14 protein-coding genes are annotated in these 16,367 nt (G+C 61.8%); 9 read left to right on the forward strand and 5 right to left on the reverse strand.

Annotation, left to right across the window (positions count from 1 at the left end; translation table 11 throughout):
* Nucleotides 1-13: 13 nt before the first annotated feature.
* The 8 genes from G365_RS0116650 (at nt 14) to G365_RS23195 (ending at nt 7,655) form a co-directional block, all read left to right on the forward strand.
* A complete protein-coding gene (locus tag G365_RS0116650; RefSeq protein ID WP_019646673.1) occupies nt 14-736 on the forward strand; it encodes an XdhC family protein in 723 nt (240 codons plus the stop codon).
* Nucleotides 733-1,755, forward strand: coding sequence for a molybdopterin-binding protein (locus G365_RS0116655; protein ID WP_019646674.1), 1,023 nt, complete (start codon nt 733-735; stop codon nt 1,753-1,755). Before G365_RS0116650 ends, G365_RS0116655 begins: the two co-directional genes overlap by 4 nt.
* 319 nt (nt 1,756-2,074) lie before the next feature.
* Complete coding sequence (locus G365_RS0116660; RefSeq protein ID WP_019646675.1) at nt 2,075-2,854, forward strand: ATP-binding cassette domain-containing protein; 780 nt, start codon at nt 2,075-2,077, stop codon at nt 2,852-2,854.
* A 176-nt stretch (nt 2,855-3,030) separates the two neighbouring features.
* The gene (locus G365_RS0116665) at nt 3,031-3,798 is read left to right on the forward strand and encodes a lysine/arginine/ornithine ABC transporter substrate-binding protein (protein ID WP_019646676.1); all 768 of its coding nucleotides are present in this window, start codon (nt 3,031-3,033) and stop codon (nt 3,796-3,798) included.
* Nucleotides 3,799-3,879: 81 nt separating this feature from the next.
* The gene (locus G365_RS0116670) at nt 3,880-4,572 is read left to right on the forward strand and encodes an ABC transporter permease (protein ID WP_019646677.1); all 693 of its coding nucleotides are present in this window, start codon (nt 3,880-3,882) and stop codon (nt 4,570-4,572) included.
* Between the two features lies 1 nt (nt 4,573).
* Nucleotides 4,574-5,332 carry an ABC transporter permease gene (locus tag G365_RS0116675; protein WP_019646678.1) on the forward strand — a complete coding sequence of 253 codons (759 nt, stop codon included), beginning with the start codon at nt 4,574-4,576 and terminating at the stop codon, nt 5,330-5,332.
* A 22-nt stretch (nt 5,333-5,354) separates the two neighbouring features.
* Nucleotides 5,355-6,509: a succinylglutamate desuccinylase/aspartoacylase family protein gene (locus tag G365_RS0116680; RefSeq protein ID WP_026345447.1), complete on the forward strand. Its 1,155-nt coding sequence runs from the start codon at nt 5,355-5,357 to the stop codon at nt 6,507-6,509.
* Between the two features lie 105 nt (nt 6,510-6,614).
* On the forward strand, nt 6,615-7,655 hold the full coding sequence (locus G365_RS23195) for an Lrp/AsnC family transcriptional regulator (protein ID WP_019646680.1): 1,041 nt from the start codon (nt 6,615-6,617) through the stop codon (nt 7,653-7,655).
* Here G365_RS23195 and astB read toward each other — a convergent pair.
* From astB to G365_RS0116705, 4 genes are all read right to left on the reverse strand, one after another.
* A complete protein-coding gene (gene astB / locus G365_RS0116690) occupies nt 7,634-9,007 on the reverse strand; it encodes an N-succinylarginine dihydrolase (protein WP_019646681.1) in 1,374 nt (457 codons plus the stop codon). The genes G365_RS23195 and astB overlap by 22 nt on opposite strands.
* 33 nt (nt 9,008-9,040) lie before the next feature.
* On the reverse strand, nt 9,041-10,072 hold the full coding sequence (locus G365_RS0116695; RefSeq protein WP_019646682.1) for an arginine N-succinyltransferase: 1,032 nt from the start codon (nt 10,070-10,072) through the stop codon (nt 9,041-9,043).
* Between the two features lie 584 nt (nt 10,073-10,656).
* Nucleotides 10,657-11,091, reverse strand: coding sequence for a helix-turn-helix domain-containing protein (locus G365_RS0116700; protein WP_019646683.1), 435 nt, complete (start codon nt 11,089-11,091; stop codon nt 10,657-10,659).
* 355 nt (nt 11,092-11,446) lie between these two features.
* Nucleotides 11,447-12,556, reverse strand: a complete 1,110-nt coding sequence (locus G365_RS0116705; RefSeq protein ID WP_019646684.1) for a CaiB/BaiF CoA transferase family protein — start codon at nt 12,554-12,556, stop codon at nt 11,447-11,449.
* A 168-nt stretch (nt 12,557-12,724) separates the two neighbouring features.
* On the opposite strand from G365_RS0116705, the gene G365_RS0116710 reads away from it, so the two are divergent.
* On the forward strand, nt 12,725-13,960 hold the full coding sequence (locus G365_RS0116710) for a sugar-transfer associated ATP-grasp domain-containing protein (RefSeq protein ID WP_019646685.1): 1,236 nt from the start codon (nt 12,725-12,727) through the stop codon (nt 13,958-13,960).
* 80 nt (nt 13,961-14,040) lie between these two features.
* Here the strand turns inward: G365_RS0116710 and clpA are convergent, their stop codons facing one another.
* The gene (gene clpA / locus G365_RS0116715) at nt 14,041-16,350 is read right to left on the reverse strand and encodes an ATP-dependent Clp protease ATP-binding subunit ClpA (RefSeq protein ID WP_019646686.1); all 2,310 of its coding nucleotides are present in this window, start codon (nt 16,348-16,350) and stop codon (nt 14,041-14,043) included.
* Between the last annotated feature and the right edge of the window lie 17 nt (nt 16,351-16,367).

Consider the following 16,367-nt stretch of genomic DNA (forward strand, 5'->3'; position numbering starts at 1 on the left):
ACCGGAGCCGCCGATGAAAACCGACCTGCTGACCGATCTTCTGGATCTGAAAGCCCGGCGTGTTCCGGCAGCGGTGGTGACTGATCTGACCGACGGCGCGCAATGCCTGCTGACAGCCGGGGGCCAGCAGGGGGATCTGCTGTTAACGCCGGAAGAACGGGCGACTATCCTGCACCGCATCGATCAGGACGACAGCGGCCCGCTGCCGGAGGAAAACGGGCTGCGGCCACTGTTCGTCGATGCCCATGCCCCACCGCTGCGGCTGGCCGTGATCGGTGCCGTGCATGTGGCCCAGCATCTTGTGCCGATGGCTGCCGCTGCCGGGTTTGATCTGCTGGTGATTGATCCGCGCGGGTCCTTTGCCAGTGAAGACCGCTTTCCCGGCATCCCCCTGTCGCAGGACTGGCCGGATGAGGCACTGACCGCATGGGGGCTGGACCGCCGCACCGCCGTCGTCACCCTGACCCATGACCCCAAGTTCGATGATCCGGCGCTGTCCGTCGCCCTGCGGTCAGAGGCCTTTTACATCGGGGCGCTGGGCAGCCGGCGCACCCACGCCAGCCGCTGCGAACGGTTGACGACCGAAGGGTTTGGCCCCGGCGATCTGGCCCGCATCCATGCCCCCATCGGTCTGCCAATCGGGGCAAAAAGCCCGATGGAAATTGCTGTGTCGATCCTGTCTCAGATCATCGCCGTCCGCCGGGGTGCCCCGACTTTCAACGGGGCCGGACGATGAAATTCGGCCCCTGCCCCAGCCCGGACGCTGCCGGGAGCATTCTTGCCCATGCCACCCCGGTCGGGGCGGAGCGCTGGACCAAAGGCCGCCTGCTGTCTGCCGGGGACTGTCTCACCCTCCTGCACACCGGCATCGACAGCGTCATCGTCGCCCGGCTTGATCCCGGTGATATCGGCGAAGATGCCGCCGCCGCAGCACTGGCAGCCCAGATTACCGGCCCCGGGGCCGAAGCCCGGACCGCTGTCACCGGACGGGTCAACCTGCACGCCCGCAACGACGGGGTGTTCCGGGTTGATGCCGACGCCGTCAACCGCCTGAATGCGGTCAGCGAAGCGGTAACGCTTGCCACCCTGCCACCGTTTACGGTGGTCGAGGCCGGGCAGATGATCGCCACCGTCAAGATCATCCCGTTTGCGGTGCCGTCACATACCGTTGCCGCCTGCATCGCCGCCGGAGCCGGGGACCGCACCCTATCCGTCGCCCCATGGCGACCACGCCGGGCCGGGTTGATCCAGACCACCGTCAGCGGCACCAAAGAGACAGTGCTGGATAAAACCCGCACGGTCCTGAGCGGGCGGCTGACCGCCTGTGGCGGCACCCTGATACAGGAACGGCGCTGCGCGCACCGGCAGGATGATGTGGAACAGGCCCTGCGGATTCTGGCCGCCGAGGGGTGCGATCTGTTTCTGATGATCGGGGCCTCTGCCATCACTGACCGCAGCGATATTCTGCCCTCCGCGCTGACCGGGGTCGGCGGACAGGTCGCCCATCTCGGTATGCCGGTTGATCCCGGTAATCTGCTGATGCTCGGCTGGTGGGCCGACCGCCCCGTCCTCGGTCTGCCCGGATGTGCCCGCTCACCCCGGTTGAACGGGGCTGACTGGGTCCTGCAACGTCTGGCTGCCGATATTCCTGTCACCGGACGCGATCTGATGGGGATGGGGGTCGGCGGCCTGATCATGGATGTGCCGGAACGCCCCCTGCCCCGGGCACAGGCTTCCCGTACGCCCGCAGACTGAGCCGAAGTCATAGTGAGATCCGGGAAAAATTCCGAATGCCGTATCCCCTTCGGAACCTTTCCCCGTGACGACAGTGTTACCGTTTTTGACATCCGGTTGTGTAAAGCCGGGTTGAAAACAGACAGCACCGCAGGAAAAATCCTTCTGCGGCAACGACCTGTCGGAACGAGGCATCACCTATGGGACAGATTTTCTCCGTCCTTCCCGCATCTCTGACCGCTGTTCAATTGGCAGCAGACAAGTCAGAAGTGAAACTTTATGATCCGGCCCGAACCATGACAGGCCGGTCAGCCGGGTACTGTGCGGGAGTAAGATAAGTATGGCGGAAACCACCGCAGCGCCCCTGCCGCTGGAAATCGCGGGCATGCGCAAACGTTTCGGGGCGCTGGAAGTCCTGAAAGGGATTGATCTGCAGGCCCGTAAGGGTGATGTGATCTCCATCATCGGGTCCTCGGGCTCGGGCAAAAGCACCTTCCTGCGCTGCATCAACCTGCTGGAAACCCCGGATGCCGGGGAGGTGCGCGTCCATGGCGAACTGATCCGCATGCGTCGGCGGGCAGGCGGGCAGGAACCGGCCAGTGCCGCCCAGCTGCGGCGGATCCGCACCAAACTGTCGATGGTGTTCCAGAGCTTTAATCTGTGGAGCCATATGACGGTGCTGGATAACGTGGCTGTCCCGCCCCAGCAGGTCCTCGGCAAAAGCCGGGCTGAAGCGGTGAAAGCGGCCGAGGCGCTGTTGCAGCGGGTCGGCATGTACGAACGGCGGCATTATTATCCGTCACAGATTTCCGGTGGTCAGCAGCAGCGCGCCGCCATCGCCCGGGCTCTGGCAATGGCCCCGGAGGTGATGCTGTTTGACGAGCCGACCTCTGCCCTCGACCCCGAACTGGTCGGCGAAGTGCTGAAGGTGATGGCCAGTCTGGCCGAAGAAGGCCGGACCATGCTGGTGGTGACCCACGAAATGGGCTTCGCCCGTGAAGTGTCATCGCAGGTGATGTTCCTGCATCAGGGATCGGTGGAAGAATTCGGGCCGCCCGCCAGCGTGTTCGCTGCGCCGAAATCCGACCGCCTGAAACAGTTCATCAGCCGCAGCTTCTGACGGAATGACGGAGGCCGCCCGCCGGGCAGCCTCCGCCGGTCTGCCCCTGCCGGTACGCCGGTATTTCCGGCAGACCCAACACCGGGATCCGGTCACTGCACAAAAGACCGGGAAACGTCCTGATACCCCCCTGCCGCCACAGGTGCCGCCGGGGACCCAACCAAACGGGAGCAATCATGAAGAAGTCTCTGTTCGGCTTTGCCGCCGCCTCCATCATCGCCCTGTCCGCCGCAGCCCATGCCGCCCCGAAGGAAGTGCGCATCGGCACCGAAGCCGCCTATGCGCCGTTTGAGTTCGTCGATCCGTCGGGCAAGATCGTCGGCTTTGAAGTGGAACTGGGCGACGCCATCTGCGCCGCTGCCGAGCTGAAGTGCGTGTGGTCAAACGTGCCGTTCGACGCCCTGATCCCGCAGCTGATGGAAAAGAAGATCGACGGCATCATGTCGTCGATGTCGATCACCGAAAAGCGCCGCAAGAGCATCGACTTCACCAGCAAGTACTTCCAGGTGCCGAACGCTTTCGTCGCCAAGAAGGGCACCGCCATCGAGCTGACCAAGGAAGGCCTGAAGGGCAAGAAGGTCGGCGTGCAGTCCGGCACCACCAATGCCGACTACCTGAAGAAGTACTTCGACGGCGTGGTTGAGGTGGTGCGCTACCAGACCCAGGAAGAGGTCAATATGGACCTCGTCAACGGCCGTCTGGACGCCATGGTGGTTGACAGCGTGATCGGTACCGAATGGTTCAAGACCGATCAGGGTAAGGACTATGCGCTGGCCAGCCCGATGCTGAAGGACCCGGTGTTCGGCGAAGGTGTCGGCGTCGGCCTGCGTAAGGGCGAAACCGAACTGAAGGCCGCCTTTGAAAAGGGCGTGTCCAAGGTTCTGGCCGATGGCACCGCCCAGAAGCTGTCCCTGAAGTGGTTCGGCGTTGATATCTATAAGTAAGGGAAAACCGGGCGGGGGCCGCAGCTATGGCCTCCGCCCGCCCTTTTTCAGATTTTCGGGTAAAGTGGTGTGGAGACGCGGATGGATCCGTTCTGGTCCTACGGACTGATGATCGCCGGGGGTGCCGGCTGGACGCTGGCACTGATTATCGCGGTGATCCCGGTCGGTATCGTGCTGGGGCTGCTGGGGGCGGCGGCAAAGCTGTCATCGTGGCGGCTGCTGCGCTTTCTGGCAGAATCCTACACCACCTTTATCCGGGCCATGCCGGAACTGCTGGTGATCTTTCTGGTCTTCTTCGGCGGGGCCCGCGCCTTCAACTGGCTGCTGGCCGGGATCGGTTTTCCCGAGATACAGATTGATTTCAATCCCTTTGTCGCCGGGGTGATTGCCCTTGGTGTTGTACAGGGGGCCTTTGCCACCGAAGTGTTCCGCGCTGCCCTGCTGGCGGTGCCTGTCGGCCAGACTGAAGCGGCACAGGCCTGCGGCTTCACCCGCTGGCAGACCTTCCGCTTTGTTACCCTGCCGCAGGTGTGGCGTCTGGCACTGCCGGGGCTGGGCAACCTGCTGCAGATCCTGATCAAGGATACCGCGCTGATCTCGGTGGTCGGGCTGGCGGATATCATGCGCAATGCGCAGATCGCTGCCGGAGCCACCAAGCAGCCATTCACCTTTCTGCTGCTGGCCGCTGCGGTCTATCTGCTGTTCACCACCGTTGCCACCGCCGTCATGATGCTGCTGGAACGACGGGCAAATCACGCGTGGCGGAGGGCCTGAGATGGATTTTGAGCTGATCGCCGAGGCCTGGCCTGACCTGCTGAAAGGCGCCGGGCTGACCCTGCAACTGCTGATCCTGCCGCTGGCTGTGGCGACCATACTGTCGGTTCCACTGGCCATTGCGCGGTCATCCTCACGCTTCTGGGTCCGTATCGGGCCCGCCGCCTACACCTTTGTGTTCCGTGGCACACCGTTGCTGGTGCAGATCTTTTTGATCTATTACGGCATCGGGCAGTTTGAAAGCCTGCGGGACGGCTTCCTGTGGCACAACATCCTCAGTAACGCCTACTGGTGCGCGATGATCGCGTTCACCCTCAACAATCTTGCCTATATCACCGAGCTGATGCGCGGCGGGATCCAGACCGTGCCACAGGGCGAAGTGGAAGCCGCCCGTGCCTATGGCATGTCAGCGTTTCAGACCTACCGGCTGGTGATTCTGCCCCGGATGTGGCGGACCATTCTGCCCGCCTACAGCAACGAAGTGGTGTTCAGCCTGAAAGCCACGTCTCTGGCATCGGTGGTGACGGTGCTGGATCTGACCGGGCAGGCCAAGGTCTATTATTCACAGTATTACGAGCCCTATGATTTTTTCATCGCCGCCGGTTTCCTGTATCTGGTGATGGTGTTCGTCATCACCCGGATCCTGAAAGTCATCGAATGGCTGCTGGGGGCTGACCGCCGCCCGGTCAAACACCGGGGCGAAACCCCGGCTGCCGCCGATGTCGCCGACCCGGCCACCGGCCCCGCCGGTCCGGCTTAACCATCCCTCCCCGGAGCCCGTCATGCCCCAGACCCGGCATCTGCCGCTGTCACCGTCCAGCCTTGGCACCACCCGCACCCTGACCGTTCACCGCTTTGGTACCGCCGGGGCCCGCCCTAAGGTCTACCTTCAGGCCGGGCTGCATGCCGATGAACTTCCGGGGCTGGTGGTGCTGCAGGCCCTTCTGTCCCGGTTGCAGGCGGCAGAGCAGGCCGGACAGATCACCGGCGAGGTGGTTGTGGTGCCGGTTGCCAACCCGATCGGGTTGGACCAGCACTTTCAGGGCCAGTTGCTCGGGCGCTTTGAAACCGCGACCGGCCATAACTTCAACCGCCGTCATCTTGACCCGGTGAAGGCCCTGCTGCACCGCGCCCTCCCCCTGATGGGCGAAGATCCGGCGGAGAATGTCGCCGCTGCCCGGTCCGTCCTGCGGCAGGAATGGCTGGCCGCAGGCGGTGAGGATCCGCATGGCCGCAGTGAAGGCGACCATCTGCGTCATCTGCTCTACGGTCTGGCCTTCGATGCTGATCTGGTGCTCGACCTGCACTGCGACTGGGACGCGGTGATGCACACCTATACCTCCACCGCCAGCTGGCCGCAGACCGCCGGGGTGATGCGCCTGCTGGAGGCAGAAGCGGTTCTAATCGCCGAAGAATCCGGCGGTAATCCCTTCGACGAAGCGCTGTCCCTGCCGTGGGTCCGGCTGGCGTCCGCCGCCGGAGAACGGCCGGTCCCGATGGGCTGCCACAGCATGACGGTAGAACTGCGCGGTCAGACCGACATTTCGGATTCCCTCGCCACGGCTGACGCCGATGCCCTGCTGGCGGTGCTGACCCACTGGGGTGCCCTGTCCGGTCCGCAGCCGGAGCTGCCCGCCGCCCGCTGTGACGCGACTCCGTTAGAGGCCGTGGATATGGTGACAGCCCCGGCAGCGGGCATTATCGTCTATGCCGGTGCGGTCGGCAGCCGGGTTAAAGCCGGGGATTGCCTCGGCTGGGTCGTCAACCCGCTGGGCGGAGACGGAATTTCCGGCAGCCGGGTTCCTTTCCATTCCCGCACCGACGGGCTGATCTATGGCCGCCTGCTGCAACGGCTGGTGCGCCCCGGCGATACCATCTGCAAGGTCGCCGGGGATAAACCGCTGGCCCACCGGACCGGACCGCTTCTGACAGCATAATCCCGGTCTGACACAGCCCCCCTTGGTGAACCGTTCCGCTTCTGCCATTCTGCGCCGGTTGCGCCCGGGCCGTCCGGGCCGGGATAGACTGCGGGCCGGGATGGCATGACCGATACGGTAACTCTGGATGACATCAACCTGCGTCTGCTGACTGTGCTTCAGACGCAGGCACGGTTAACCAGCGCGCAGGTCTCTGACCATCTGGGGCTCAGCCAGAGCGCCTGTCTGGAACGCTGGCGGAAGCTGGAGAAGCAGGGGGTCATCCGCCGCTACCGTACCGACATCGATCTTGACCGCGTGACCAGCAACATCCGGGTGTTCTGCGAGGTCAGCCTTGACCCCAACCGGCCGGAAGCCCTGCGCCCCCTGATTGCCGACTGTATGGCGGTGCCGGAGGTCGTGGCGATTTACCGGAATACCGGGGCCTATGATCTTCTGGTCAGTGTGGTGTGCCGGGATGTGCGGCATTATCATGATCTGACAGATGGCCTGATTGCCCGCAATCCGGCCATCCTGCGTTTCAGCGGTCATGTGGTTCTGCACCGGATCAAAGTGTTTCAGGGGTATCCGCTGGCCACGCTGACCGGCAGGCCGCTGCCCCCGGCAGAGCCTGCCCCAATGCAGACCACCGCTGCCCCGCTACGGCTGGACGGACTGCATCTTAAAATCCTGACCACCCTGCAGACCAAAGGCCGGATCTCCAATCTGGCGCTGGCAGAGCGCGTCGCCCTGTCTCCCTCCCCCTGCCTTGAGCGGGTTAAACGGCTGGAGCAGCATGGATATATCGCTCAGTATGTCACCGAGATTGATCTGGAACGCTGCCTGCCACACCTTTATCTGATGGCAGAAGCATCGCTGGGGAATCATGGCATTGAGGAATTCCGGCGCTTTGAAGCAGCCATGTCCTCCTTCCCGGAGATCATCAGCTCTTACAAAATCGCCGGACCCTTTGATTACACCATGGATATCATCTGCCGGGACTGGGATCATTTCCGGGCTCTGGAACAGAGCCTTGCCGTCCTGTGCCCGGCCCTGTGCGGCCTGCGGGTGGCAGAAGTGAAACAGCGCCTGAAACACTTTGCCGGATTCCCGCTGCCGATGCTGACACAGGGTGATGTCTCCCTTCACTCCCTCTGGAAATCGTAAACCGACCCCAGTCCCAGCAGGCCGGTCAGTTCATCCAGCGCGGTCCGGCATTCGTCCAGCAGGGCCGGATCCTGCAGGCCGTCCACATCCAGACGGTCACGGTAATGGCGGTCAATCCACTGTTCAAGACGGTCCAGCTTTGCCGGGGTCATCAGACTGCCGGGGTTGACCGCCGCCCGCTGATCCGGGGTCAGCACCACCCGCAGACGCAGACACGCCGGGCCGCCGCCATTGCGCATGCTCTGGCGCAGATCCAGGAACACCGCCTCGCGGATCGGCTGAGAGGGTCCGACCGCAGACCCCAGAAAGTCACGCACCGTGTCCGTTTCCTGCGCCTCGACCGGCAGAATCAGCCGCATCCCCCCATCCGGATGGGCCAGAAGCTGACTGTTGAACAGATAACTGCGCACCATATCCGGCACCGGTACCGCCATCGCAGGCACCTGCACCACCTGCAGGGCCCCGCCCAGACGGGCATTCAGGTCTTCCAGCACCCGGTCATGATCGACAAAAGCATTTTCGTAGGTGAACAGCACAGAGCCACTGCCCACCGAAATCACATCATTGTGGAACACCCCGGCGTCAATCATCGCCGGGTTCTGCTGCACAAACACCACCCGGGCCGGATCCAGCCCATGCAACCGGGCGATGGCCTGCGAAGCCTCCAACGTCTGCCGGGCCGGATATGTCTGCGGTTTCGGCGCCGCCCGGTCCAGCACCGAACGGCCATAAACAAACACCTCAACCCCGGCACCACCAAAGCCGCTGCCCGCAAAATCAGGGCACAGACGCGTGTGATTGGCCGCCCCTTCATCGCCGAAATGCTCATTGCACGGCAAAGCCGGATGGTGGGCGAAATACCGCTCATCCCCAAAAGTCGCCCGCAAGGTGCGCCCGGTCACCTCATGCTCAATCGAGCGGTGCAGCATTGCCGACAGATTCGCCGGGGTAAAATGCACCCGTCCATCCGCCGTATCTGCCGACGGGGAAACCGTGGCGGCATTTGCCGTCCACATCGGTGATGCCGACAGCAGCGACAGCATCAGGGACGGAGCCTGCTTCCAGCCCTGCTCAAGAATCTGACGGTCTGTGCCGGTGAACCCCAGCCGCCGCAGGGTCGGAACATGCGGCCGCTCATGCGGTGGCAGAATTCCCTGCACATAGCCCAGCTCCAGCAGGCGGCGCATTTTAGTCACACCCTGCCGGGCCGCCTCGCGGGGATTGGAGGCCGCACGGGCATTACTGCCCGAGGCAACATTGCCCCACGACAGCCCCGCATAATTGTGGGTCAGGCCGGGCAGGCCATCAAAGTTCGCCTCAACCGTCGCAGACGGTGCAGCCTGTACTGTCATGACAGAAGTCCTTTCTGGCTAACCACCGGCCCCTCAGGCCCGGCACCACATCACAGTCTCCCCCAGCCCCACGCGTAACGCCGCACGATCCGCCGGAGACAGGGTGATCCCCCCGGCGCTGTCAACGCAGGCCACCGTCCGCAGGGCACGGAAGCGGGAAAAATCAGGAACACAGACCAACACTTCCGCCGGGTCATCATCGGCAGCATCAGCCATCACCACCGCCCGGCGGCTGTCGCGCACCGTCCGCAGATCATGCGGGTGGGCCTCCAGCACCGGTCCTGCGTCAAAAATGTCCACCGAGTGGCTGTGGCGGAAGCCTTCCTTCAACAGCAGATGCAAGGCTGGCTGCGATGCATCCTGAGCCTTGGCAATCGCCTGCCGTGCCGCCGGGGGCAGCAGATCGGAATAGATCGGGAACCGTGGCATCAGATCGGCAATAAAACCGTTCTGCCCAATCCCCGACAGAAAATCCGCCCGTTCAAAGCTCATCTGAAAAAAGTGATGCCCGACCGCATTCCAGAACGGGGATTGACCGTCGGCATCCAGCCAGCCCCGTAATTCAGCGATCACCCGTGACCCAAACCGGTCCGGCTCCAGTGCCATCATCAGGTACCGGCTGCGGGCCAGCAGCGCCCCGACCCCCGGCAGCCGTGCCGCCGGGTCTAGATACAGGGTCCCGACCTCTGCCGCCCCGGTGTAATCGTTGGCCAGCATCAACACCTCGGAATCCACCCGGATCCCAAGTTCGTGGCAATAATGACTGTGGATCGAACGCCGGAAATTCCAGAATGGCCGGTCGTAGCCAACCCCCAGATAGACGGCGGCGGTCCCGGCCAGATGCCCGGATTCTGTATCCTCCAGCACCAGCAGGAACGATTCCGTCCCCGTAGGGGTCTGCCCTGACTCTGCCTGCCCAAAACTGGCGACCGACCGCTCCACCCGTTCAGCCAGTGCGTCCGGGTTAGCGGGCAGCGTGGTCAGGCCCGTTCCTGCCCCCTCTGCCAGCCGGACCAGATCAGCCCCATCGCCGGGCTGTGCCGGACGGACCACGAAACGCTTCATCCCTGTTCCTCTGTCCCTGCAGTGTGCCCAGAGCAGTGAAACCGCAAACCGGTGTTCGCTTTTTCTGAAAACGACCGGACCGGAAACGCTGATCTCTGAGAACTTTAACCGTATCCACAGTGACATAGAGGGGGCCGTGCAGGGTTCTGAATTATGGGGGGAAAACAGAACGGCTCACGGCAGGGCAGACCGCAGTCGTCTGCAGTCACCGTCTGAACCCTGAGATAATGCGGTTCAGACATATTTTAATGCTTTTTCCGATTTTCCGGGAAAGTCAGGCCGAAACCCCATAGCGTGCCCGTACTGGTTTACGGTATCGGCTCCCGCTCCTGTTTGGCAGCTCTCGCGCCCCTGTTTTTGCCCGGCCCACCGGAACGGACGGGGCACCTGCCGGACCCTTTGCAGCGACTGATCCCGGGCGGGAGCCCTCTTTATCCCCTATAAACGCACAAATCCGCCCCTGCTCTCGTTCAGGGGCGGATCTGCGTACTCTCCCGGATCAGGATATCAGCCATTCAGTCCGTGTCAGGGGGCTCTGTTGATCCACAGCCTCACGCCGTCCGGCCTTCTTCCCGCCGGCGCTGTTACTCGCGGTTAGCGCGGGCCAGCGTATCAATCAGAGCCCGGACCTTTTCGCGCTGATTGGCCGGCATATGCCAGTAAGAGCGCACCAGTTCCAGGCTTTCGGTTTTGTTCATCAGGTCTCCGCTCGGGCGACGGCCACGCCCGCCGAGTGCCGCCGGTTCGGTGACCTCGGTGTTGCGCTTACGGCCCCGAAGGGTGTCTTCTGGCACGTCTTCGAAGAAGTAGGTGATGGACACGCCAAGGGCCTGGCAGACATCAAACAGGCGGCTGGCACTCAGGCGGTTGAGACCGCGTTCGTACTTCTGCACCTGCTGGAAGGAAACGCCAATAGACTTGGCCAGTTGTTCCTGCGTCATCCCCATCAGGGTGCGGCGCAGTTGCATCCGGGAGCCGACATGGATGTCGATCGGATCGGGGTCTTTATCGAAGTTCACGGCAAACCTCTTTGCAGCTTGATCTACCTCTTAGACCACAACCTTACAGGGCAGGTCAATGAGACATTAGAACGATACCACTGATAACCCTTTGATATTTGCAAATTGCCATGTCGATTTTTGCGGGAAATACAGCACGTTCTCAAGTCAATACAGATGCTTTGCGTTGTGCGAGATAAAATAATCATTTTGCATTTACAAAATGTATTCTAAAAATTATCACGACAAACAATTAAATTTGATTGTCTTTACAATAAAAAACCCCATACACGGAGACACATAAAAAGGGGCTGACGCAATAATCATCAGCCCCCATGCAATTATTGATCTTCAGACAGTCACTAAAAAGTTCATTTCAACGCCAAAGGGTAGAAACCGCACCTTCGCCGACCTGCCGGAATGGTCGCCGTTCCACTGGTGGCAGCCCGTTCACGCGGGCCGGAAACACCACTTCCGCCATACCACCCCCGGCTGATCCGGTCTTCACATACCCGCGATCAACAACATGCGGGTGCCGCAGCGACTCGACGGGCGTCAGAACCGGATCAAAACAACAGTCAACTGGCGTCAGAACAGCCGACCATTCATCAAGCGTGCGGGTCAAAAACAGGGCTGCGATCTCTGCGATCAGAGCGGTCTGGGGCATCGGCTCCCCTTGACGGTCAATCCAGTCCGGCCGCTCAACTGCCAGACAGAATGCCCGCCAGAACTTTGGCTCCAGCGGCGCCAGTGCGGCAAAACGTCCATCCTTGCAGCGGTACAGCCGATAGCAGGCGGCCCCACCGTTCAACAGATCAGTCTCCGGCAGGACCGGCCCCGTCAACCCCAGGGTCAGCCCCAGCGCATTCATCCCCAGCGCAGACTCAAACAACGACACATCAATGCTGGCCCCAACACCCTCACGGCTCTGCCGGACCGCTGCCGCCAAAATGGCCATCACCGCATGCATTGCCCCGGCATGGTCCGCAATCGGCGGGAACGGGATCACCGGCGTTTCTTCTGTCCCCATCAGTGACAGGGCACCGGTCAAAGCCATATAGGTCAGATCGTGTCCCGCCTGCAGTGCCAGCGGACCGGTCTGCCCGTACCCGGACAGGGCACAGTGGATCAGGCGCGGATTCAGGCTTAGCAACCGTTCTGGCCCAAACCCCAGACGCGGCAGAACACCGGGCCGGAAACTTTCCACCAACGCATCTGCCTGCTGGACCAGCCGCTCCAGTTCCGCCTTACCTTCTGCCGTCTTCAGATCAAGGTGAACAATGGTCTTATTGCCATTCAGCACCCGGTACAGCGGTGACAGCCCATCATCGGCGACCGGACCGAAGGTCCGCATCGGGTCGCCCTGTGGCGGCTCAACCTTAATGACATCGGCGCCCATGTCCGACAGCAGCAGAGTAGCATAGGGGCCGGGAATATATTGAGAAAGATCGAGAACCTTAAACCCCGGCAACAGTGTATTCAGCATTGCATTTTCCCCCTCTGATCATCGTTGGTTCTTTGTTTCTACACGTCTGTCCTGCAGGATGGCGGCGGCACCCTGCGGCGCCTGCTGCCCCTTTTCCGGGTGTCTGGTGTGCCTCAGGATGCCTGCCGCAGCCAGACCTGACAAGAACAGCCCTGTGGGGAGCGTACCGTGCCGTATTCCGTCCGCTGGTCTCAGCTGAAAATCCTCCTCAGACGTCTGCCCCTCGATACCGCCGGAGTCTTCGGGCCATCGACGGCTTCGCTTCCGACGCGGCGGGTCCGGCAGGTCATTTCCCGTCGTTTCTGGAAGCGGTACCCCGCACCGGTCAGACTTCTGGCCCGGCCACTGATCCGCCTGCTGTGGCTGATCGTCTGCCCGATCCGGGCGATCCATGACCGCCCCCGTCCATGGCGCACATCCACCCTGCTCCGGCAGATATGGCAGGGGTGGAGATCAGGGATACGCCCCTGGGATCAGCAACTGACCAGCTCTTCGGTCTTTTCCGGACTGTCAGACAGGGAAGCAGCCATTTTCTGGGCCAATCTTGCCAAATTGGAAGACCGCAGACTGGCCCTGAACAAACCGGCTCTGTCGGAAAAACTGGCCGGTTGCGGGCTCCCCGTGCCTACAACACTGGCCATACTGGGGGAGGATCAGGTGAAAGCCCTGCGTGACTGGCCGTGGCAGACCCCGGTTTTCATCAAGCTGGCGGCAGGCTCTGCCGCTCAGGGGGTGATGGCAGTTTTTCCGGCAGCGGAAGAGAACAACCTGCTTTTCATCAGTGACGGCTCGCCTCTGCCAGAACAGGTCTCAGCGGCAACAGCCCGCTCCAGACTGGCTGCTCTCGCCCGCAACGGCAGAGTCCTGATCCAGGAATTCCTGCACCCTGCGGAAGACCTGCGCACGCCCTTCCCCGGCTGCACCCCCGAACTGCGCCTGACAACAGCCCGCTACCCCGGGGGACCAGCCCGGGTCATCGCCGCGTTTGCTAAGATTCAGGCCCCACAGGCCTATACCACAACCAGCCTGAGCGGTGCCCTGATCGTGCCGATCAATCCTGAAACAGGAACAATGGGGCTCGGGCAGTTTCTGCACAGTCCCGGAGCAGGCCTGACGACAGTCCCCTGGAGTGGAGCAAGCCTGTCCGGTCTCCACCTGCCGGATTATGCTGAAGCCGTCCAGCTGGTGGAACAGGGATCCACACTCCTGCCGTCTCTGGCCGTCATTGGCTGGGACGTTCTGCTGACGGATTGCGGCCCGGTCATTCTGGAAGCCAACTCCCGGCTGTCTTCCCTGATGATCAATCTCTGGAGTGATGCAACCGGCACGCCATCCCCCCTGCCGCCTTATGTGGAAGCCTGGCTAAAAGCCGCAGAAAGCGGCGCGCTTGACAGCCCATCCTGACAAAAAAGGGGGCCCCGTAAGGAGCCCCCAGTTTTCCACTGAACACCATTTCACTCAAACAGAACCCTGATCCAGCCGGATCACACCAGTTCCGGTTCCCGGTGACGGTCCTTTTCCAGACCGCCGCCCTTACGGGTAGACGGGACAATCTCAAAGACCAGCGCGCCATCCTTCAGATCGACATGGACGCTGCCGCCATTCACCAGACGCCCGAACAACAGTTCTTCCGCCAGCGGCTTCTTGATCTGTTCCTGAATCACCCGGCCAAGCGGACGGGCCCCCATCCGGCGGTCATACCCCTTCACCGCCAGCCAGCTGCGGGCGGCAGGCGTCAGGTCGATCAGCACATCCCGTTCACTCAGCTGGGTTTCCAGCTGGATGATAAACTTATCCACCACCCGCTCCACCACTTCAGCCCCCAACGGGGCAAACGAGATGGTCGCGTCCAGACGGTTCCGGAACTCAGGGGTGAACATCCGCTCAATGGCGTCCTTATCTTCCCCGGCCCGGTCTTCCCGCAGGAAGCCCATGGCATTCTTCGCCAGCTCCTGCGCCCCGGCATTGGTGGTCATGATCAGGATAACATTGCGGAAATCGACGGTTTTTCCGTTATGGTCCGTCAGCTTCCCGTGGTCCATCACCTGCAACAGAATGCTGAACAGATCCGGATGGGCCTTTTCAATTTCATCCAGCAGCAGAACGCAATGCGGGTTCTGGTCAATGCCGTCGGTCAACAGGCCGCCCTGATCAAACCCGACATAGCCCGGCGGAGCCCCGATCAGACGGGATACCGAATGGCGTTCCATGTATTCCGACATATCAAAGCGCAGCAGCTTGATCCCCAGCGAAACTGACAGCTGGCGGGCGACCTCGGTCTTGCCGACCCCGGTCGGACCCGCAAACAGATAATTGCCGATCGGCTTTTCGACATCGCGGAGACCGGCACGGGCCAGCTTGATCGCATCGGACAGCGCTTCAATCGCCTTGTCCTGACCAAAGACCATCGTCTTCAGGTCACGCTCAAGATTTTTCAGCGCCTCGCGGTCATCGGACGAAACCGATTTTGGCGGGATGCGGGCAATCTTGGCGACGATATCTTCCACATCCTTCAGCGTGACCGTCTTCCGGCGCTTGTTCTCCGGCAACAGCATCCGCGCCGCCCCGGCTTCGTCGATGATATCAATCGCCTTATCCGGCAGCTTCCGGTCACCGATATATTTGGCCGACAGCTCTACCGCCGCCTTAATGGCTTCGTTGGTGTACTTCACACCGTGATGCTTTTCGTAATACGGCTTCAGACCATGCAGGATCTTCACCGCATCTTCCTGCGACGGTTCAGCCACATCAATCTTCTGGAACCGACGCACCAGGGCCCGGTCTTTTTCGAAGTGGCTGCGATACTCTTTATAGGTGGTCGAGCCGATGCAGCGGATCGCACCCGAGGCCAGAGCCGGCTTCAGAAGGTTGGAGGCATCAAGTGAACCGCCGGAGGTCGCCCCGGCCCCGATCACAGTATGGATCTCATCAATGAACAGAACCGCTTCCGGCAGGCTTTCCAGTTCCTTCATCACCTGCTTCAGGCGTTCCTCGAAGTCACCGCGGTAACGGGTCCCGGCCAGCAGGGCCCCCATATCCAGCGAGAAAATCACCGCCGACTTCAAAACCTCCGGCACTTCGCCATTCACAATCCGGCGGGCCAGACCTTCGGCAATCGCCGTTTTACCGACGCCTGGATCCCCGACATACAGGGGATTGTTCTTCGAACGGCGGCACAGCACCTGCACGGTGCGATCAACCTCAGCCTCGCGCCCGATCAGGGGATCAATCTTGCCGTCCATCGCCTTGCGGTTCAGGTTGACGCAATACGCTTCAAGCGCTTCGTGACCTTTTTTCACGACGTCCTCCTCAGCCGCACTTTCGTCGGCACCTTTAACGGGACGCGCTTCCGACAATCCCGGCCGCTTGGCGATACCATGGGAGATGTAATTGACCGCATCGAGACGGGTCATGTCATGCTGGCGCAGGAAATACACCGCATGGCTTTCCCGTTCGGAAAACAGGGCAACCAGCACATTGGCCCCGGTCACCTCTTCACGGCCTGACGACTGTACGTGGATCGCCGCCCGCTGCACCACCCGCTGAAATCCGGCGGTCGGTGTCGGCTCGGTGGCGTCAGGCATCACCAGACTGTGCAGCTCCGTCGCCACAAAGGTCATCAGATCCTTCGACAGCTGCTCAAGATTTACGCTACAGGCCCGCAGAACGGCCGCCGCGTCGCTGTCCTCACACAGGGCCAGCAGAAGGTGTTCCAGCGTCACATACTCGTGGCGGTGTTCTCCGGCCAGAGCCAGTGCGCGGTGCAGCGTTTTTTCAAGATTGCGGGACAACATCGGTCGATCCCCTTTCC

Source organism: Novispirillum itersonii subsp. itersonii ATCC 12639, from assembly GCF_000381985.1.
Lineage (GTDB): Bacteria > Pseudomonadota > Alphaproteobacteria > Rhodospirillales > Rhodospirillaceae > Novispirillum > Novispirillum itersonii.